Annotated in this window: 18 protein-coding genes; 8 read left to right on the top strand and 10 right to left on the bottom strand. The window is 75.6% G+C overall.

What is annotated here, in order from left to right; translation table 11 throughout:
* The first annotated feature begins 102 nt into the window (after positions 1–102).
* Complete coding sequence (locus tag BLR12_RS19245; protein ID WP_091381559.1) at positions 103–1,533, top strand: amidase; 1,431 nt, start codon at positions 103–105, stop codon at positions 1,531–1,533.
* Positions 1,534–2,009: 476 nt separating this feature from the next.
* Positions 2,010–3,887, top strand: coding sequence for a S9 family peptidase (locus BLR12_RS19240; protein ID WP_091381556.1), 1,878 nt, complete (start codon positions 2,010–2,012; stop codon positions 3,885–3,887).
* Here BLR12_RS19240 and BLR12_RS19235 read toward each other — a convergent pair.
* Both BLR12_RS19235 and BLR12_RS19230 read right to left on the bottom strand, forming a co-directional pair.
* A complete protein-coding gene (locus BLR12_RS19235; RefSeq protein WP_091381554.1) occupies positions 3,884–4,324 on the bottom strand; it encodes an AAA family ATPase in 441 nt (146 codons plus the stop codon). The genes BLR12_RS19240 and BLR12_RS19235 overlap by 4 nt on opposite strands.
* Before the next feature lie 40 nt (positions 4,325–4,364).
* The gene (locus BLR12_RS19230) at positions 4,365–5,300 is read right to left on the bottom strand and encodes an ATP-binding protein (RefSeq protein ID WP_091381552.1); all 936 of its coding nucleotides are present in this window, start codon (positions 5,298–5,300) and stop codon (positions 4,365–4,367) included.
* A gap of 136 nt (positions 5,301–5,436) precedes the next feature.
* Between BLR12_RS19230 and BLR12_RS19225 the strand changes: the two genes are divergently transcribed.
* Genes BLR12_RS19225 through BLR12_RS19215 form a run of 3 tightly spaced genes read left to right on the top strand, consistent with a single transcriptional unit; the run spans position 5,437 to position 8,011 of the window.
* Positions 5,437–5,865, top strand: coding sequence for a DUF1810 domain-containing protein (locus BLR12_RS19225; protein WP_091381551.1), 429 nt, complete (start codon positions 5,437–5,439; stop codon positions 5,863–5,865).
* Positions 5,866–5,901: 36 nt separating this feature from the next.
* Complete coding sequence (locus BLR12_RS19220) at positions 5,902–6,939, top strand: glutathione S-transferase family protein (protein WP_091381549.1); 1,038 nt, start codon at positions 5,902–5,904, stop codon at positions 6,937–6,939.
* A gap of 4 nt (positions 6,940–6,943) precedes the next feature.
* On the top strand, positions 6,944–8,011 hold the full coding sequence (locus BLR12_RS19215) for a PDDEXK family nuclease (RefSeq protein ID WP_091381547.1): 1,068 nt from the start codon (positions 6,944–6,946) through the stop codon (positions 8,009–8,011).
* A gap of 47 nt (positions 8,012–8,058) precedes the next feature.
* Here the strand turns inward: BLR12_RS19215 and BLR12_RS24900 are convergent, their stop codons facing one another.
* Positions 8,059–8,706, bottom strand: a complete 648-nt coding sequence (locus BLR12_RS24900) for an excalibur calcium-binding domain-containing protein (RefSeq protein WP_218120745.1) — start codon at positions 8,704–8,706, stop codon at positions 8,059–8,061.
* 418 nt (positions 8,707–9,124) lie between these two features.
* Complete coding sequence (locus BLR12_RS19205; RefSeq protein ID WP_091381546.1) at positions 9,125–9,355, bottom strand: hypothetical protein; 231 nt, start codon at positions 9,353–9,355, stop codon at positions 9,125–9,127.
* Between the two features lie 301 nt (positions 9,356–9,656).
* Here BLR12_RS19205 and BLR12_RS19200 point away from each other — a divergent pair, with 301 nt between their 5' ends.
* The gene (locus BLR12_RS19200) at positions 9,657–10,403 is read left to right on the top strand and encodes a DUF6308 family protein (protein ID WP_091381543.1); all 747 of its coding nucleotides are present in this window, start codon (positions 9,657–9,659) and stop codon (positions 10,401–10,403) included.
* Between the two features lie 23 nt (positions 10,404–10,426).
* Here the strand turns inward: BLR12_RS19200 and BLR12_RS19195 are convergent, their stop codons facing one another.
* Together BLR12_RS19195 and BLR12_RS19190 are read right to left on the bottom strand one after the other, a co-directional pair.
* Positions 10,427–11,167 carry an alanyl-tRNA editing protein gene (locus BLR12_RS19195; protein WP_091381541.1) on the bottom strand — a complete coding sequence of 247 codons (741 nt, stop codon included), beginning with the start codon at positions 11,165–11,167 and terminating at the stop codon, positions 10,427–10,429.
* 220 nt (positions 11,168–11,387) lie between these two features.
* Positions 11,388–11,915 carry a hypothetical protein gene (locus BLR12_RS19190; RefSeq protein ID WP_091381539.1) on the bottom strand — a complete coding sequence of 176 codons (528 nt, stop codon included), beginning with the start codon at positions 11,913–11,915 and terminating at the stop codon, positions 11,388–11,390.
* Positions 11,916–12,281: 366 nt separating this feature from the next.
* Here BLR12_RS19190 and BLR12_RS19185 point away from each other — a divergent pair, with 366 nt between their 5' ends.
* Positions 12,282–12,902 carry a hypothetical protein gene (locus tag BLR12_RS19185; protein WP_091381537.1) on the top strand — a complete coding sequence of 207 codons (621 nt, stop codon included), beginning with the start codon at positions 12,282–12,284 and terminating at the stop codon, positions 12,900–12,902.
* Between the two features lie 137 nt (positions 12,903–13,039).
* A complete protein-coding gene (locus BLR12_RS19180; protein ID WP_091381535.1) occupies positions 13,040–13,660 on the top strand; it encodes an antibiotic biosynthesis monooxygenase in 621 nt (206 codons plus the stop codon).
* Positions 13,661–13,722: 62 nt separating this feature from the next.
* Here the strand turns inward: BLR12_RS19180 and BLR12_RS19175 are convergent, their stop codons facing one another.
* The 4 genes from BLR12_RS19175 to BLR12_RS19160 all read right to left on the bottom strand — a co-directional run bounded on the left by BLR12_RS19175 (position 13,723) and on the right by BLR12_RS19160 (position 18,939).
* Complete coding sequence (locus BLR12_RS19175) at positions 13,723–14,796, bottom strand: acyl-CoA dehydrogenase family protein (RefSeq protein ID WP_091381534.1); 1,074 nt, start codon at positions 14,794–14,796, stop codon at positions 13,723–13,725.
* 154 nt (positions 14,797–14,950) lie between these two features.
* Positions 14,951–16,111 (bottom strand): acyl-CoA dehydrogenase family protein, encoded by a 1,161-nt coding sequence (locus BLR12_RS19170; protein WP_091381532.1) that lies wholly within the window; start codon positions 16,109–16,111, stop codon positions 14,951–14,953.
* A gap of 89 nt (positions 16,112–16,200) precedes the next feature.
* The gene (locus tag BLR12_RS19165; protein ID WP_091381530.1) at positions 16,201–16,572 is read right to left on the bottom strand and encodes a hypothetical protein; all 372 of its coding nucleotides are present in this window, start codon (positions 16,570–16,572) and stop codon (positions 16,201–16,203) included.
* A 93-nt stretch (positions 16,573–16,665) separates the two neighbouring features.
* Positions 16,666–18,939: a SpoIIE family protein phosphatase gene (locus BLR12_RS19160; RefSeq protein ID WP_091381528.1), complete on the bottom strand. Its 2,274-nt coding sequence runs from the start codon at positions 18,937–18,939 to the stop codon at positions 16,666–16,668.
* Positions 18,940–18,943: the final 4 nt, after the last annotated feature.

The following is an 18,943-nucleotide window of genomic DNA, read 5'->3' as shown; positions in this document are numbered from 1 at the left end:
GCGGCGGTCGGCAGTTCTGCCGATGTGCCACCCGTGGCCGCGGCGGGAGCCTCTGGACCGGGCGCGGGCAGCACGGCCCGCCATCGACGCGAGGAGCGCGCCGTGCAGGTCTCCGAGTACACCCGGTACGACGCCACCGGGCTGGCCGAGCTGGTCCGGACCGGCCAGGTCTCCCCCGCAGAGGTGCACGCCGCCGGGCGGCAGGCCGTCGAGTCGGTCGACGGCGAGCTGAACGCGCTCGTCGGCGAGCTGTTCGAGAAGCCGCTGGAGGCCGACGCGACGGGCCCCTTCGGCGGCGTGCCCTTCGGGATCAAGGACCTCGTGCTGCACGCCGACGGCGTCCCGCAGCGGGCCGGGTCCCGGCTGCTCGGCCCCGGCGTCCCGTATCCCCACGACACCGCGTTGATGCGCCGCTTCCGCGGGGCCGGCCTCGCCGCCGTGGGGCTGACCGCCACGCCCGAGTTCGGGTTCAACGCCAGCACCGAGTCCGTCGCCAACGGGCCGACCCGGAACCCGTGGGACACCAGCCGCTCACCCGGCGGGTCGAGTGGCGGCTCGGCCGCCCTCGTCGCCGCACGCGCGCTGCCCGTGGCGCACGCCAACGACGGCGGCGGGTCCATCCGCATCCCGGCCGCGGCCTCCGGCCTGGTCGGGCTCAAGCCCAGCCGCGGCCGGGTCACGGTGGCCCCCGACTACTCCGACCCGCTCCTGGGCCTGGGCGTGGAGTTCGCGGTCACCCGCACGGTGCGCGACGCGGCCGGCCTGCTGGACGCCGTCCACGGCTCGGAACCCGGCGACCGCTACCTGCTCCCCCGACCGGTCACCACCTTCCTGGACGCGGTCCGGACGCCGGCGCGCCCCCTGCGGATCGCCGTGTCCACCACCGCGCCCAGCGGTGTGCCGGTCGAGGCCGCCTGCGTCGCCGCGGTCGCCGCAGCCGTGGACGCCCTGGAGCACGCGGGGCACACCGTCGAGGAGGCGGCGCCCGACTACGACGTCGCCGCCTTCGACGAGGCCAACCTCAATGCCTGGTGCAGCTTCCTCGCCGACGGCGCGTACGGGGCGGCGGCCGCGCTGGGCGTCCGGCTCGGCCCCGACGTGCTCGAGCACACGACGCTGGCCTGCGCCGAGTACGGCGCCACCCTCACCGCCCTCGACCTCTACGCCGTGGACCGGGTCGTCAACGCCACCACCCGTGCCCTCGCCGGGTTCCTCTCCGGCTACGACGTCTGGCTCACCCCGACGACCGCGGCCCCCAACACCGCCATCGGCCACCTGGACGCCGACGACCCGTCGCTGGACGCCCGCGGCTGGTACGACCGGATCTTCACCTTCGCCCCGTTCACCGCACTCGCGAACGTCACCGGGGTCCCCGCCGTCTCGGTGCCCGGGACGCCGTCGCCGGAGGGCTGGCCGGTGGGCGTGCAGCTCGTGGGCCGGTACGGCGCCGAGGAGACGCTGCTGGGACTCGCCGCGCTCCTCGAGGAGGCGCTGCCGTGGGAGGACCGCCGTCCGGCCGTCGTCGCCCGGTGAGCTCTGCGCGCTGCGCGAGGAGCGGCTGTCGGCGGACGCCACGCTGCCCGAGCCGGCCGGCGCGCACCTCCGACCCGGCACGCTCGTGCTCTGCCCACGTGAGTGGGCAGAGCACGAGCTCCCGTGGAACGAACACCCACCCCGGGGACCTCGGGCACTGCTCACACGGGTGAGCAGTGCCCGAGGTCGCTGGGGTCCTCCGTTGCCCGCCGCGGGGCCACGCAACCGAGGTGGACGACGGCCTCCGACCGCACCTGCCGGGGCCCGCGATCGGGCCGCGGCGCGGGCCGTACCGTGGCCGGGTACGCGATGCGCCGAGCGACCGGGCCGACGAGCGGCGTGGCCCGTTCCGGCCTCACGCGGTGGAGAGCATGCTGCGCGAGCCGGACGCCGTCCGGACGACGCTCGGCTCCCGTGCGCTGTGGCAGCCCGGCGCTGCCCGGGACGGAGCTGCAGAAGGTGGAGGACCTGGCACGGTGACGACGCAGGCGGACGTGGCCCCGGCAGCGGTCGAGGCGGCGGCCGCGCTGGCCGACGCGCTCGTCGACGCCTGGGGCAGCTGGGGCCCCAACATGACCCCCGACGCCCGGCAGGTCGCCTTCATCAGCGACCGCTCCGGCGTCCCGCAGGTCTACATCCAGGAGATCGTGCTCGACGGGCAGCAGCCCCGGGCGCGGCACATCGCGCTCTCCGACGACCCGGTGACGCAGGTGCGGTGGGCCGCCGACAGCGGCTGGCTGACCGTCGAGGTGGCCACCGACGGCGGCGTCCGGACCGCGGTGTGGGTGGTGCGGCCCGACGGCACCGACGCCCGCCGGGTCGCCGGGGACGCCGACACCCACGCCGAGCTCGGGCCCTGGACGCGCAGCGGGCACCGCTTCGTCGTCACCTTCCCCGGCGCCACGGAGGGCGCACCCACCTGCTGCTACCTGGCCGACCCGGCGACCGGCCGGCTCGACCCGCTGGCCGAGGGCGACCTGATCCACGTGCTCGACGTGTCGCTGGAGGAGCGCTTCATCGTCGTCCGCGACGGCGAGCGCGGGCAGCAGTTCGTCGTCGTCGTCGACCGGCTCACCGACGAGCACCTCAGCGTGCTGCCGCCCGGGGCGACCGGCTCGACCGACGTCGCGCTGATCCGCCCGGCGCCGGTGGAGCACTCCGGCCCGGTCTACGTCTACCTCGCCTCCGACGTCGGACTCCCCCGCCGCCAGCTGATCGGTGTCCCGTTCGGGCCCAACGGCTGGCGCGGCGAGCCGCGGACCCTCGCCGCCCGCGACGACGCGGAGCTGGAGTTCGTCGACGCCGACGACGCCGGCCTGCTGCTCCTGCTGGTGTGGAACGTCGCCGGCCGCAGCGAGCTGGAGCTGATGGACACCACCACCGGAGGGCGCACCCCGATCACCGGGCTGCCCGGCCTGGTCGCCGCCGACCCGGTGCTCAGCCGCGACGGCTCCAGCGTGGTGCTCGGCGTCCAGGGGCCCACCCGCCCGCGCGAGCTGTGGCACCTGGACACCACCACGCACGCCTGGACCCGCGTCACCTCCGCCCCGCCGCTGCCCCGGCAGCGGCTCGTCGTCCCCCGGCTGGAGACCTTCCCCGGCCGGGACGGGCTGCCGCTGACCGGCTGGCTGTACCGGGCACCGGGCCACCTCAAGGAGCCCGGTCCGGTGGCGCTGTGGCTGCACGGCGGCCCGGAGGCGCAGGAGCGACCCACCTTCGCCGCCCACCACCAGGCCCTGGCCGCCGCCGGCATCACCGTGTTCGCCCCGAACATCCGCGGGTCCGCCGGCTTCGGGCGCGAGTTCGTGCATGCCGACGACCTGACCGGGCGGTACGCCGCGTTCGCCGACGTCCTCGCCGCGGCCGACCACCTCGTCGCGACCGGGGTCGCCGACAGCGACCGGATCGCCGTGACCGGCCGGTCCTACGGCGGGTACCTGACGCTGGCCTCGCTGGCGTTCTCGCCGGGGGTGTTCGCGGCCGGCGTCGACATCTGCGGCATGTCGGACCTGGTGACCTTCTACCGCGACAGCGAGCCGTGGATCGCCGCGGCGGCGGTCAGCAAGTACGGCCACCCCGAGCGCGACCGCGCCCTGCTCGAGGACGTCTCGCCGCTCGCCTCGGCCAACCTCATCGACGTCCCCCTGCTCGTGGTGCACGGCGAGCACGACACCAACGTGCCGATCGGCGAGGCGCAGCAGATCGTCGCCGCGCTGCGGGCGCTGGACCGGCCGGTGGAGTACCTGGAGCTCCCCGGCGAGGGCCACGACTACCGCCGGGCGGACTCCCGCAAGCGGCTGACGCGCACGGTGCTCCGGTTCCTCACCGCGGCGCTGGACGGCCGGCGCGACTAGGGGTCCCCGGCGCCCAGCAGCGTGCGGGTCATCGCGTTGCGGGTGTCGAGCAGCTCGCCCAGCGCCGCGGTGAGGTCGGCGGCCGACACGTCGAGCGCGCCGTCGCCGGTGCGGTCGGCGGCGAACAGCGCCGCCCGCCGGATGAGCTCCCTGAGGAACGACGCGGTGACCCCGTCGGTGCGGTCGAGCACCTCGTCCAGCCCGGACAGGTCCATGGCGAGGTCGCCGCGGTAGAGGTCGAACAACGCCCGGCGCGCCTCGCGGTCGGGCAGGGTCAGCTCGACGGCCTGGTCCACCCGGCCCGGGCGGGCGGCCAGCGCCGGCTCCAGCAGGTCGGCGCGGTTGGTGGTCAGCAGGAAGACGACGTCGGCGTCCTCGGCCAGGCCGTCCATCTCGTTGAGCAGCTGGAACAGCAGCGGGTGCTGGCCGGGGTGCATGCCGCGGTCCTCGGCGATCAGCAGAAGGACCCCGTCCTCCTCACACCTCGCAAGCTCGGTGCGAGCCTCGGGACGGGGCCTCGGCGATCAGGTGCAGGGCGTTGCCGATCAACTGGACGACGGTGGTGCCGGGCAGCCGGCCGGCCAGGAAGCGGACCGTGTGCGTCTTGCCCGCCCCGGGCGGGCCGTAGAGCAGCAGCCCGCGCTCGAGGTGCTGCCCGGCCGCGAGCAGCCGCTCCTCGTGCCGGGCGACGTCGACGACCTGCCGCTCGATCGAGGCGAGGGTGTCCGCGGCGAGCACCAGCTGACCGGACGCGAGGTCCGGCCGGCGGTGGAACTGCGGCAGCGTCTGGCCGTGGCCGAACACCTCCTGGCCGAAGGAGAGCACCTGGCCGCGGAAGACGTTCTGCCGGTCGGCCGCGGCGCGGATGTCGCGGACCGCGGCCCGGGCGGCCCCGGGGTCGGTGGACAGCGCCTGCACCGAGATCTGCAGCAGCCCGGACTCTGGCTCGGCGCCGCGCACCAGCAGCGCCGTCCGCACGTCGCCGTCGGTCACCAGCACCAGGGCGCAGCGCAGGCAGGGGCGGGTGGCGCCGTCCGGGCCGCTGGGCAGGTTGACCGTGGCGGCGTCGCCCGGCCGCAGGCCGAACGGGTGCGGCTCGTCGCCGCTGGTCAGCAGCTCGGCGAGGCCGAAGTGCTGGTGGCGGAAGTTCAGGACGCCGACCGTCTCGCCGGCGCGCCCCTCCCCGGCGAGCCACGCGTCCAGGCCGGCCTGGACGTTGACGTGCTCGTAGCCGGACCAGGTCTCCTCGACCACGTCGCCGTCCGCGGCCGCGCCGAGGTGCCCGCGCAGCAGCGAGGCGAAGGTGATCCGGTCGTCGGCCCGGGCGGCCCGGGTCACCGCGCGCACCCCGCGGCGGGCGAGCTTGCCGATGTCGGCGAGCTCCAGGCCGCCGTCGTCGTCCGGCGTCTGCACCGACCCCCTCTACACGTGCACCTCCCCGTCCGGTCACGCACCACGCGTGGTCCGGGCGCAGCCTGGCAGCCCGGCGTCGGCCGGGCCAGCGGGTCCCCGACTTGCCCGGGACGGCGGCGCGACCGACCCTGCCCGGGTGAGCGACACCGGTGACCCCTTCGACCTGGAGCGGTTCGTGCAGGCGCAGGACGGCGTGTACGAGCAGGCGCTGCGCGAGCTGCGGGACGGCGCCAAGCGCGGCCACTGGATGTGGTTCGTGTTCCCGCAGGTCGCCGGGCTCGGCTCCAGCCCGACGGCGCAGCGGTACGCGGTCTCCGGGCTGGACGAGGCGCACGCCTACCTCGCGCACCCGGTGCTCGGCCCGCGGCTGGTCGAGTGCGCGCAGGCGCTGCTGGAGCTGGGCGAGCGCGACCCGGTGCGGGTCCTCGGGTCGGTCGACGCGCTCAAGCTGCGCTCGTCGATGACGCTGTTCGAGGCGGCCGCGCCCGACGAGCGGGTGTTCGGCGAGGTGCTGGAGCGCTTCTACGACGGCGAGCGCGACACGGCGACCACCTCGCGGCTCTGACGAGCGCGCCCGCGACCGGTCGATCAAGCTGGGGCCGTGAGCGATGAGAACAGCGGCTCGGGCTACGTCACCTCGGGCGAGTTCCGGCGGGACACCGCGTACATCACCGACCGGGTCACCGCCGACGGGTCCGGCGGGTGGCCGGTGGAGGCCGGGCGCTACCGGCTCGTCGTCGCGCGGGCCTGCCCGTGGGCCAACCGCGCGGTCATCGTGCGGCGGCTGCTCGGCCTGGAGGACGCGATCTCCATGGGCATGTGCGGACCGACCCACGACGAGCGGTCCTGGACCTTCGACCTCGACCCGGGCGGCCGCGACCCGGTGCTCGGCTACGAGCGGCTGCAGGAGGCCTTCCTCGCCCGCTTCCCCGACTACGACCGGGGCATCACGGTGCCCACGCTGGTCGACGTCCCCACCAAGCAGGTGGTGACCAACGACTTCATGCAGATGACGCTGGACTTCTCCACCGAGTGGACGAAGTTCCACCGCGAGGGCGCGCCCGACCTCTACCCCGAGGCGCTGCGCGACGAGATGGACGACGTCATGCAGCGGGTCTACACCGAGGTCAACAACGGGGTGTACCGGTGCGGGTTCGCCGGTTCCCAGCAGGCGTACGACCGGGCCCACGACCGGCTGTGGACCGCGCTGGACTGGCTGGAGGAGCGCCTCTCCGGACAGCGGTACCTGGTGGGCGACACGATCACCGAGGCCGACGTCCGGCTGTTCACCACGCTGGCCCGCTTCGACCCCGTCTACCACGGCCACTTCAAGGCCAACCGGCAGAAGCTGACCGAGATGCCGGCGCTGTGGGCCTACGCGCGCGACCTGTTCCAGACCCCCGGGTTCGGCGACACGACCGACTTCCCGCAGATCAAGGAGCACTACTACGTCGTCCACGCCGACATCAACCCGACGCAGGTCATCCCGCAGGGCCCGGACACGTCGGTCTGGCTGACCCCGCACGGGCGCGAGGAGCTCGGCGGCTCGCCGTTCGGCGACGGGACGCCGCCCGGTCCGCCGCCGGAGGACGAGCGCGTGCCGGCCGACCACGGCCCCGGCGGCATCGGCCACCGGTGACCGCGTGACCCTGTTCGAGCTGACCGCCTCGCGCTCCTTCCAGGACGTCCCGGCGACGACGTTCGCGGCCGAGGGGGTGTGGGAGCGGGCGGACCTGCAGGCGGCCATCCGCGACCGGATCGACGTCCTCGGCGAGGACCTGCTCGTGGTGGCCGAGGAGTTCGGCGACTTCGACGTCCGGCGGCGGATCGACCTGCTGTGCGTCGACCGGGCCGGACAACTGGTCGTCGTCGAGCTCAAGCGCACCGAGGACGGCGGGCACCTGGAGCTGCAGGCGCTCCGGTACGCCGCGATGGTCTCGGCGATGACGTTCGACCAGCTCGCGACCACGCTGGGCCGGCACCTGCGCGCCGTCGGCTCTCCGGACGCCGACCGGGCGCGGGAGCTGCTCGCCGAGTGGCTGGAGGACGTCGGCGGCGAGGATGCTGTCCTTGAGCGGCGAGTGCGGATCGTGTTGGTGTCGGCGGGCTTCGACACCCAGATCACCACGACCGTGCTGTGGCTCAACGACGTCTACGGTCTCGACGTCACCTGCATCAGGCTCACGCCGTACCGGGTGGGTGGGAGGCTGGTGATCGACCTGCAGCAGTTGATCCCGCTGCCGGAGGCCGCCGAGTACACCGTCGGGCTGCGCCGCCGGGAGGAGGCCACCCGCGCGGTGACCTCCGGTGAGGGACGCGACCTGACCCGCTACGCGGTCACCGGCCCGCCGGGAACGAGTGCCTTCCTGCCCAAGCGCCGGGCTCTGCTGCTGCTGATGCACCAGCTGCACGCCGCGGGTGTCGCACCGGAGGCGATGGCCGGGGTCATGCGGCGGTCGAAGTTCCTGCCCGTCCAGGGCCGCCTGACCGGCGACGAGCTCGCCGCCGCGTTCGTCTCCCGGTACCCCAAGGCTGAGCAGAACCTCGGCCGGTGGTTCCTCGACGAGCCGTTCGCCGACGGCGACCGCACGTGGGTGCTCTCGAAGATGTGGGGCATTGGGACCCTCGAGGTCATGGATGCCCTCATCTCGCTGGCGCCGTCCGCCGGGATCGGGTACCTCGCGGACGACACCGGCGACCCCCAGGACTGAGGACGGGCCGGTCCGGAGTCGTCCGGACCGGCCCGTCATCGATCGCCCTACTCGCAGCCGACCCCGTCGCCGTCGCGGTCGAGGTGCCGCCCGTAGCCCGGGTCCCCGACGCTGACGGGGGCAGCGCCCGCGGCGCGCGCCTCGGAGCAGTTGGCGTATGAGGCGCTCACCACCACCTCAGGCTCCGGCTCCGGCTCCGGCTCCGGCTCCACGACCACCGCACTGCCTGCACCGGACGACACGGAGCCCGACGGCGAGGACGACGAGCTGCCCCTGTCGCCACTGCTGGTGGCCGCCTCAGCGGCCCGCAGGGCACTCTCCCGAGCCGCGAGTTCCTGCTCCCGCTGGTCGAGCGTCGTGGCGCGCTGGATGATCGCCGCGGTCTGCTCCTCGATCTGGGCCTGTGCCGCCGAGGCCGCCTGCTGGACCTGCTCCTCGGCTGCGGCCACCTCGTCACTCAGCTCACTGGCCTCGTCCTCCGCACTGTCCAGTTCTGCCTGCAGGGACTGGTACTGCGGGGTGGCAGTCGGGTTGGTCTGGTCGCCGGCCCCACCCACGCCGACGCCGAGCAGGAAGGCGAGCAGCGGGATCGCCCAGCGCAGCCACCTGCGGGAGCGCCGAGCAGGCTGCTCAGGTGACGGTTGGACGGGCATCTGCATGGTCTGCGTGGGCTGCATGCCCGGGTCGGTCGGCATCGTCGCGGTCCCCCGTGTGAGAAGTGCCGTCTGCCGGGGCGCCGTCCGCTCGGGCGAGACCTCAGCAGTGCAGCAGGACCGTACGTGCGCGCCGCACGCGAGGTGTGCCGGCTGATCCGATCAGGGTCGGGTGGTGCGCGAGATCCGGATGAGGCGGGGTTGCGGGGTTCCCGGGGCCTGATGGAGGGGACCGCCGGCGGTCGGCGGAGCGCCCGCCATCCAGCCCCTCGGGGCGTGACGGTCGCTGGCGGCGGCGCCACCACGGCACGCGAGGTCGACCGCCGGCCGGGAGAACCCGCCGGTCGTCACGAGCCAGACGTGCCGTGTACCGAGTCGTCACCGAGCCGCTCGGCCACCGCCTCCATCGGCAGGTCCGGTTCCGGGCTCGCTCTGCTCGATCGGGTGGCCGCACGATGGGTCAGCAGCCCTCCTCGATGACGAGCATGTAGCGACGCCGGTCGTCCTTGAACTCGGCGACGTCGAAGGTGGTGTGGTCGCCGGGCTCGCGCACGGTCTCCCGCAGGTAGGGACGCATGCGCTGCCACAGCGTCTCCCGGTCGGCCTCGGCCACCTCCCTCGGCGGGTCCGGTCCGTAGAAGTGCAGGACCGGGACCTCGGGTGAGCGCAGCAGGTGTTCCACCCGCTTCACCGGCGGCTCCCCACCACGGAGGTGCCACGACGTACCTGCGGCGTCCACCCACGTCCCCGGGACGATCGCGGACGGCCACGGGACCGCGTCGCCCACCGACGGCGACGCGCCCGTCGCCGCCGGCGGTTGCCTGCGCTGTCTCGCCCGCTTGCCCATGCCACATCCTCGCCCCGCAGCGGCATCCCCGGGACCGCAGGAGGTGCGGTTCGGACCCGCCGGGCCGACGGGCCGTCCGCGCAGCGACCCCTCCTCCACCGGGCGCTCTCGCGGCGCCGGCCGCGGTCGGTCAGGCTGGGGAGCCGTGAGCGGCACCGCGGGTCCCGACCTCGTCCTGCCGAGTGCCGGGCCCGATCCGCTCCCGCTGGAGACCGCGCTGGCGGCCGTGCTGGGCTACGCCCGCGGGCGGCGGCCGCTGCGCTTCCGGTCGCCCAGCCACCCGGGAGGCCGCTGGGTCCAGGTGCCGGCGTTCGCGTACGAGCGCTTCGACTGCCGGCCCCGGGCCGAGGGGCCGCTCGGGGACGACGACGTCCTGGCCGCCGAGGCGCTGCACGGCCGGCTCGACCCGGCGGGGTGGGCCGAGGTCCGCGCCGCGCTGGACCGGGCAGGCGACCTCGCCGACGCCGCGACCGGACGCGCCGCCGGGCGAGCGCTGTGGGAGCTGCCCGGCGAGGAGTTCTCGGTGCTCCGGGAACCGGGGACGGTCGGCGCCACCCTGCGCGGCCTCCAGCACCTCGGCCAGGGGGCGGTGCCGGCCTACGTCTCGGCGGCGCTGCACCACCGCCGCCCGGAGCTGTTCCCCCTGGTCGGCACCACCACGCGCCGCCAGCTGCTGCCGCACGTCGAGGAGGGCGACAGCGGCGTGGAGGCGGTGGTGCACCGCGAGCTGCAGGCCAACGCCGAAGCGTTCGCCGCCCTCGAGACGGCGGTGGCCGGCGTCCTCGGCCGGGCCGGCGGCGCCGTCCCCACCCGGCTGCGGTTGCACGACCTCCTGGTGTGGGCCAGCGGCAGCCTGCGGCTGACCCACGCCGTGTCGCTCGGGACGCGCTGACCGGCCGGAGCCGCAGTACCGCCTCAGACGATGCGCACCCGCAGCCGGCGGAAGCCGCGGCCCTTGTTCTCCATCTTCACCACCTCGACCCGGCCCACCATCGCCGTCGAGGCGACGTGCGTGCCGCCGTCCGCCTGGGTGTCGAGGCCCACGATGTCGACGATCCGGACCACCTCGATGTCGGGCGGCAGCAGGTTGGTCGCCGTCCGGATGACGTCGGGGATCGCGAACGCCTCCTCACGCGGCAGCGACCGCACCTCGATGCGGCGGTCGGCGGCGATCTCGGCGTTGACCGCCTCGGCGACCCGCTCCTTGAAGTCCGGCGGCACCTCGGCCAGGTCGAAGTCCATCCGCGCGCTCAGCGGCTCCATGTTGCCGCCGGTGACCAGCGCGCCGAAGTCGCGGAACACCACGCCGGTGAGCACGTGCAGCCCCGAGTGGGTACGCATCAGCCGGGTGCGCCGCTCGTCGTCGAGCGCGCCGCGGACGGCGGTGCCCGGCGGCGGCAGCGGATCGCCCTCGACGGGGATCAGGTACAGCTCGTCGCCCGTGCGGGTCCCGGCGATCCGGGTGCGGACCCCGCCCCACAGCAGCACACCCTCGTCCGGCGGCTGCCCGCCGCCGCCCGGGTAGAAGGCGCTGCGGTCGAGCACGACGCCCTGCTCGGGGTCGGCCGCCACCACCGTCGCGTCCCACTCCCGCACGGTGGCGTCGGCGAGGTCGAGGCGGTGGGTGTGCCCGTGCCGGTTGCTCGCGGTGCTCACCCCGGCATGGTGCCGGGCGGGAGCCGGCGACGGCCACACCGGGACTCACCGAGCCGGGCGCCCGCGCCGTCCGAGGGTTGCCGGTGGAGGTGGGCACCCCCTCCGACCGGGGCCGGCCCGGGACCACGGCGCTCGACTGCCGACCCCCCGACGGGGAGGCGCTGCTCGGTGCACGACGGCGGGCCGGGGCGCCAGCCCCGACCCGCCGCGGTGTGCTGCGTCACCCCGCCAGGGACAGGCTCCGGACGCTGTGGGTCGCCGTGAGGGCCAGCCGCCGGCCGACCCGCAGCCCCTGGTCGGCCAGGGCGTACGTCGCCTCGACGACGTCCTCCGGTCGGACGAGGACGGCGGGGACGATGCTGCGGACGATCGTGGCGACGCCCTGGACGATGCCGGCCACGGCGTCCTCGCTGCTGCGGGTGGCCTCCGCGAGCTGCCGTCGGGCCTGCTCCTGCTCCTGCTGGCGGAGCTCCGCCAGCAGGTCGGCCCGGACGGCGGCCAGCAGCCGGTGGGCGCGCTGGTCGGCTTCCTCGCCGTCCGGCACGCGGGTCGCGACCTCACCCGCGACGAGTTGCCGGGCGCGCCGCGCCGCGTCGTCCCGGGTCCTCGCGAGCTCGGTGAGCTCGCCCTCCGACGACGTCGGCAGATCGCGGACCTCGGGCGTCCGGGCGGCATCCCCCTGATCGGCCCCGGCCTCCGGGGCACGGTCCTGGGACGCCGGCTTCGTCGTGCTGTTCGGCTCGGTCATCGGACCTCCTGTGTTGGTTCCGTCGGACGGCTCCAGCGTCGGCCCAGCCGGTGAACAGCCGTGGTGTCGCGAGCGCACGCTGGGCGAGACCGCACCGAACTCGCGGGACCGGGTCGCGGGGAGCCCCCCACGCCCGGCCACCGCGACTCCGTGCCGTCGCAACGCCACCGGTCGACCGGCGACGCGTCCGCCTGCGCCCTCGCGGGGACCCGTGCAGGGGCCGGCGCCGCCCGTCCGGGTCGCCGTCACGGTGCGGGACACCGGGGCGTTGCCTCCTGCCGTCGGCGCGAGGACGCTGGGCGGCGCGGCGATGCCGCCGGAGCACCGCCGCCCGAGAACTCCAGCCTCCTGGAGAGGAGCGGTGACGTGTACGCACGCTCGACCACCATCCACGGGAACCCCCAGTCGGTCGACGAGGGGACGGCCTACGTCCGTGACGAGGTGATGCCCGCCGTCCGGGCGATGGACGGCTGCGTCGGGCTGTCCATGCTGGCCGACCGGGAGACCGGGATGTGCATCGTGACGACGTCCTGGCGCGACCGGGAGGCGATGGCGGCCAGCGCCGAGGGGGTCCGGGCGATGCGCGACCGGGCGGTGCAGGTCTTCGGCGGCGAGTTCGAGGTGCGGGAGTGGGAGGTCTCGGCCATGCACCGCCGGCACGAGGCCCACCACGGCGCCTGCACCCGGGTGACCTGGCTGCGCGGCGAGCCCGACACCATGGAGCGCAGCATCGACACCTTCCGCATGAGCCTGATGCCGCGGCTGGACGACCTCGCCGGCTTCTGCAGCGTCAGCCTCATGACGCACGCCGCGGAGGGCATGGCCGTCGCGGCGGTCACCTACGACAGCCACGAGGACATGATCGAGACCCGTGGCGACGCCGAGAGGCTGCGCGCCGAGTTCGCCACCGCCCTGGGTCTGGCGGTCACCGACGTCCACGAGTTCGACCTCGTCCTGGCCCACCTGCGGGTACCCGAGACCGCCTGAGCGGTGTCCCTGGCCGATGCCCCCAGGCATCGGCCAGGACACCGGGCGGTCCATTGCCAGGTCCTCGCTGGGCGAGGAGGCTCGGCCGTGCGGCGGTGCCGCAGGGGCGTCGCCGCTCTCCGGGAGGGAGTGGGGACGTGTACGCCCGATCGAACACAGCCCGCGGTGACCCACGGCGCACGGACGACGCCATCGCCTACATCCGCGACGAGGTGCTGCCCGCCGTCCGGAGGATGGACGGCAACATCGGCCTCTCCATGCTCTCCGACCGCGACTCCGGCCGGTCCATCGTGACCAGCGCCTGGGAGTCGGAGGAGGCGATGCGCGCCAGCGCCGAGCAGGTGCGGCCGATGCGGGAGCGCTACACCGAGATGATGGGCGCGCAGGTGGAGGTGCACGAGTGGGAGATCGCCGTCCTCCACCGGGTGCACGAGGCGCCGGAGGGCGCGTGCACACGGGTGACCTGGACGCGCATCGACCCCGCGCGGGTGGACGAGGTCCTCGATGCGTACAAGATGACGCTGCTGCCCCGGCTCGAGCAGATGGGTGGTTTCTGCAGCGCCAGCCTGCTGGTGGACCGCCGCGAGGGGCTGGGCGCCGGCGCGGTGACCCTCGCCGACCGCCAGGCGCTCGAGGACTCGCGGCCCGCCGCTGACGCCAACCGGGCGGAGTTCACCCGCGCGATGGGCATCGACGTGCTCGAGGTGGCCGAGTTCGAGCTCGCCGTGGCGCACCTGCGGGTGCCCGAGACCGTCTGAAGGAGGACCTGCCCGCAGGGGCCGTCCCGGGGCCGGCCGTACCGGCCGACCCCGGGCTGCCGCTAGACGACGCGGGTGAGGGCGGGCCAGAGGCCGTCGCCGCCCTGGGCGAGCAGGCCGACGCCCAGCACGCGGGACCAGGTCAGCTCCGAGCCGGCCTCCTCGCGCCAGGACCACAGCCGCCGGGTCAGGTGGTGCAGCCGGTGCTCCTGGGTGAACCCGATCGCGCCGTGCACCTGGTGCGCCAGCCGGGCCACCACCTCGACCGCGGCACCGGCGCGCACCTTGGCCGCCGCCGCGGCCAGCACGACGTCCTCGTCCCGAGCGAGGGTCTGGACGGCGGCGTCGACCAGCGCGGTCACCGCCGTGACCTCGCCGGCCATCTGCGCCAGCTGCACCTGCACCGCCTGGAACCGGCCCAGCGGGCGGCCGAACTGGTGCCGCTCCCCCGCGTACTGCACCGTCCACGCCAGCACCTGCTCCAGCGCCGCGGCCATCTGCACGGCCCGCGCCAGCGCGTACCGGGCGCGCACCTGCCCGGCCCCGGCCGGTGTCAGCAGCGCCCCGGACGCCGGCGCGCCACCCAGCACCAGCGACCCGCGCGGCTCCCCGGCCAGGTTGCGGGCGTCGCTGGTGGCCAGCCCCTCGGCGTCCACCAGCGCCAGCACCGCGCCCTCGATGCCCGCCGGCGCGCCCGCCAGCACCGCGACGTGCCGCGCCACCCCGGCCCAGGCGACGTCGGTCGCGGTGCCGGTCAGCGTCCAGCGGCCCGGCCCGTCCCCGTCGTCGGACGGCTCGGCGGTGACCGCGCCGGCGACCGCCAGCGTCAGCGGTGCGGTGGGGTCGGGCAGGTCCAGGTCCGCGGCCAGCAGCGCGGGACCGGCGGCCAGCAGCTGCTCGGCCACCGGCACCGCACCGGCGCCCGCGGCCAGCGTGCGGACGACGGCCACCGCGTCGGCCAGCTCGCCGCCCGAGCCGCCGGCCTCCTCGGGCAGGCCCACCCCGGTCAGCCCGGCCCCGGCCAGGTCGGCCCACAGCCCGGCGTCCCAGGCGGTGTCCGCGGTGAGCACGAACGGCTCGTGGCCGGCGAGGATGTCCCGGACGGTCCCGACCACCAGGTCCTGCTCCGATGCCATCAGCGCAGTGCTCCCTGGCTCGACTCCGCGCTCGCTGCGCTCCTCGCTCCGAGGCCCAGGCCGCCTCCGCGGTCGGTCCGCTCCTCGCTCGTTCCTCGCTGCGATGCTCCCTCCCTGTCGGCGGCCGCCTCGCTGCGATGCCCGCTCGCCGTCGTCATCGCAGACCCAACCCGCGCGCGACGATGCCCCGCAGGATCTCGTTGGTCCCCCCGCGCAGCGTGTAGCCCGGCGCGTGCAGCTGCGCCTCGGCCAGCGCCCGCCCCAGCGGGTCCGGCGAGTCCAGCGACGGGACCACCTCGACCACCCGCCGGATCTCGTCGACCACGTCGGCCTCGAACGTCGTCCCCACGTCCTTGACCAGCGCCGCGGGGATGTCGGGCAGCTCGCCGCGGTCCAGCGCCGCCGCGATCCGCAGCGACAGCTGCCGCAGCGCCAGCAGCCGCGCCGACAGCCGCCCCAGCGCGCCGAGCTGCGCGGCGTCCCCGGTGTCGCACGCCCGCCGGGCGAACTCCGCCAGCAGCGGGTAGGTCGACAGGAACCGCTCCGGCCCGGACCGCTCGAACGCCAGCTCCGCGGTCACCTGGTGCCAGCCGGCGCCCTCCTCCCCGAGCAGCATGTCCCCGGGGACGACCACCTCGTCGAACACCACCTCGTTGAAGTGGTGCCCGCCGTCGAGGATCCGGATCGGGTTGATCGTGATCCCCGGCAGCGACAGGTCCACCAGCAGCTGGGACAGCCCGGCGTGCCGGTCGGCCGGATCGGCCGCCGACGTGCGCACCAGCACGATCCCGTAGTGCGACAGGTGCGCGTTCGACGTCCACACCTTCGCCCCGGTCACCACCCAGTCCCCGCCGGCGTCACGCACCGCCTTCGTGCGGATCGAGGCCAGGTCCGACCCGGAGTCCGGCTCGCTCATGCCGATCACGAAGAAGCACTCCCCGGCGGCGATCCGCGGCAGGATCTCCCGGCGCTGCGCCTCGGTGCCGTACCGCAGCAGGTTCGGCCCGGACTGCCGGTCGGCGATCCAGTGCGCCGCCACCGGGGCGCCCGCCGCGAGCAGCTCCTCGGTGACCGCGTACCGCTCCATCGCCGAGCGCTCGTGCCCGCCGTACTCCCTCGGCCAGGTCATCCCCAGCCAGCCGCGCTCGCCCAGCTTGCGGGAGAACGCCGGGTCGACCCCGGACAGCCAGGTGTCGACGTGGGTGGTGAAGGTGCCCGCGGCCAGCTCCTCGGCCAGGAACTGCCGCACCTGCGCGCGGACCTCCTCGGCGGCCTCGGACGGCGGCGCGGGCGCCAGGGTCAGCGGACTGCTCATGCGGTGCGGCTCCCCACGTCGGTGTGGCTGTGCACCTGTCGGTTCTACAGGGCGGCACCGACGGCGGCGCGGCCGCGTCGCGGTCGCGATCAGGCCGAGGACGGCGGCGGGTCGGGGGGTGGCTGCTCGTCGTCGTCGAGGTCCTCGTCGTCCTCCTCGGGGGCCCGGGTGAGCTGGCGCAGCTCGGCGACCACGTCACCGGCCACCGTCGCCAGCGAGGTCACCGCGCCGGACACCAGCCGCCGCACCCCCGGGCCGTCCAGGCCGATGAGCGCCCCGAAGCCGACGGCGACGTCCACCCCCGGCAACGCGGCCGGCCCCAGCCCGCGCTCCCCCACCTGGCCGTCGGCCAGCTCCGGCGACCAGCGCATCGCGTCGCCGGACATCGTGATGTCGCCGGTGGCCCCGTCGATCGACTGCGTGACCGGGTTGATGGCCCCCGGGTTGGGTCGACGCTCCATGGCCGCCTCCCGCGCCGCACGTGCCCTGCGCCGATGGTCGCGCGCGAGCCGACCGCGCGCCAGGGGCGTCGCCCGCCCGTCCGCCCGGAACCGCTACGGACGCCGGGTGATCGCCAGCAGCGCCACGTCGTCGGCGCGCACCCCGCCGGCGAGCTCGGCCAGCAACCGGTCGCACAGCTCGTCGGGGTCGGTGGTGCCGGCCCGCACCGCGGCGTCGATCAGCGCGGCGAGCCCCTCGTCCAGGTCGGCGTCCCGGCTCTCCACCAGCCCGTCGGTGTAGAGCAGCAGGGTCGCTCCGAGCGCGAGCACCCCGTCCCACTCCACGGCCGGCACGGGCGCGGGCGGCGCACCGAGCATCCGGGTGGGTCGCACGTCGAGCAGCTCCGCGGCCCCGCCGGTCACCAGCAGCGGCGGGAGGTGCCCGGCGGAGGCGACCCGCAGCCCGCCGGTGGCCGGGTCGAGCACCGCGAACAGCGCGGTCGCCATGCGCGGCAGGCCCAGCAGTGGCCAGACGGCCTGCAGCCGGTCGATGACCGCGCTCGGCGGTGGCCGGTCGCCGAGCAGCGCCCGGTGGACGCTGCGCAGCTGCCCCATGACCGCGGCGGCGGTGATGTCGTGGCCGACGACGTCCCCCGCGGCGAGGGCCACCTGCCCGCCGGACAGCGGGACGACGTCGTAGAAGTCGCCCCCGACGTCGGCCCCGCGGCTGGCCGGCAGGTACCGGACGGCGGCCGCGAGGCCCGGCACCGGCGGGGGCGGCGGGGGCAGCAGGATGCCCTGCAGCGTGTGCGAGGTCCGGGTCTCCAGTTCCAGCCGCTGGGCCTTGTCGACCACCTGCGACACCTGCAGCGCGAGCTGCTCGGCCACCTCCACGTCGGCCGGGGTGAACGGCCCGCGCCGCCGGTCGCTGCACAGCGTGATGACGCCGAGGGAACGCCCCCCGGCCACCAGCGGCACGCAGACCATGCTCACCAGGTCCAGCGTCCGGGCCACCTCCAGGTGCCGCGGGTCGGCGGTGACCTCGGCCAGCCACCGGTCGGTGATCTCGCGGATCCACACCGTCCGGCCCTCCTGCATCGCCTTCGCGCTCGGGTGCGGCGCCCCGCGCTGCGGCAGGTGCCGCTCCTCCAGCTCGGTGACCAGGGCCCGCCGCGCCGGGTCGCCGTGCCGGGCCGCCGGGCGGGTCAGCCCGTGCTCGGTGGCCAGGTCGATGACGCACAGGTCGCCCAGCCGCGGCACGGCGAGCTCGGCCAGCCGCTCCGCGGTCTCCACGACGTCGCCGGCCGCGGCCATCAGCCGCGCCGCGTCGAGCAGGAACGCCGAGCGCTCCGCGGCGCGCGCGGTCTCCTCGAACAGCCGCACCCGCTCCAGCGCCTGGCCGGCCTGGCGTCCGACGGTGGCCAGCAGGTCGGCGTCGGCCTGCACCAGCGAGCCCCGGTTCCCCGGCGGGGTCAGGTCGATCAGCCCGCTGTCCCCGGTCACCCCGAGCAGCAGGACCAGCGCGCCCAGGTGCCGGGTGTCGGCGTCCACCGGGACGACGACCAGCGCCTCCTGCTCGGCCTCGGCCATCGCGTCGGCCAGCCCCGGCCACACCGCCCGCAGCCCCGCCCCCCGGGGCACCGTGTGCACCCCGCCGTCGCGCACCAGCTCCGCACCGCCGAGCGCCGCGGCCTCCATCGCCTCGAGCAGGCCGGCGGGGATGCCGTCGCTGGCCACCAGCTCCAGCGGCGGCACCGAGGCCTCGTCCCGCCGGTTCGCCCGCCGCTCGGCCGCCAGCCACAGCGCGGCGCCGCTGGCGCCCACGGCCTCCCGGCTGCGGCGCACGATCACCTCGGCCACGTCGCGCGCCGAGGACGCCGCCGACAGCTCGGACACCACCTGCTGCAGCGTGTGCGCGCGGCGCTCGGACTCCGCCGCCGCCCGCTGCGCGGCCAGCAGGGCGCGCTCGTAGCGGCGCCGCGACGTCGCCTCGAACACCGTGGCCCGCACCAGCAGCGGGGCGCCGCGGTCGTCACGCACCTCGACGGCGTTGAGCAGGCACGGCAGCATCGACCCGTCGGCCCGGACGACGTCCAGCGCCACCTCGCGGACCATCCCCTGCATGCGCAGCAGCGGCGCCAGGTGGGTCTCGTAGAAGACCCGGCCGCCGACGCTGAGCAGGGCCTGGAAGCGGGTGCCGATCAGCTCGCCCAGCGGCCGCCCGGTCCACTCGCAGAAGGTGCGGTTGGCCTTGACCAGCTGGCCGTCGGGCAGCGCCGAGAAGTACCCGCAGGGGGCGTTCTCGTAGAGGTCGGCCGGGTCGTCCTCGAGCAGCCGGCGCAGCCCCGCCGGGCCCTCCCGGGGGTCGGATCGCCGCGGCTCGTCCATCGCC

The organism is Geodermatophilus sp. DSM 45219 (assembly GCF_900104025.1).
Classification (GTDB): domain Bacteria; phylum Actinomycetota; class Actinomycetes; order Mycobacteriales; family Geodermatophilaceae; genus Geodermatophilus.
This window is presented reverse-complemented; position numbering and strand designations above follow the sequence as displayed.

Coding starts and splice junctions, on each gene's coding strand:
- BLR12_RS19235 (WP_091381554.1), bottom strand. CDS start 4,324: ATGCACCCCGGCCAGCACCCGCTGCTGTTCCAGCTGCTCAACGAGATG.
- BLR12_RS24900 (WP_218120745.1), bottom strand. CDS start 8,706: ATGCCGACCGACCCGGGCATGCAGCCCACGCAGACCATGCAGATGCCC.
- BLR12_RS19190 (WP_091381539.1), bottom strand. CDS start 11,915: ATGACCGAGCCGAACAGCACGACGAAGCCGGCGTCCCAGGACCGTGCC.
- BLR12_RS19175 (WP_091381534.1), bottom strand. CDS start 14,796: ATGGCATCGGAGCAGGACCTGGTGGTCGGGACCGTCCGGGACATCCTC.
- BLR12_RS19170 (WP_091381532.1), bottom strand. CDS start 16,111: ATGAGCAGTCCGCTGACCCTGGCGCCCGCGCCGCCGTCCGAGGCCGCC.
- BLR12_RS19165 (WP_091381530.1), bottom strand. CDS start 16,572: ATGGAGCGTCGACCCAACCCGGGGGCCATCAACCCGGTCACGCAGTCG.
- BLR12_RS19160 (WP_091381528.1), bottom strand. CDS start 18,939: ATGGACGAGCCGCGGCGATCCGACCCCCGGGAGGGCCCGGCGGGGCTG.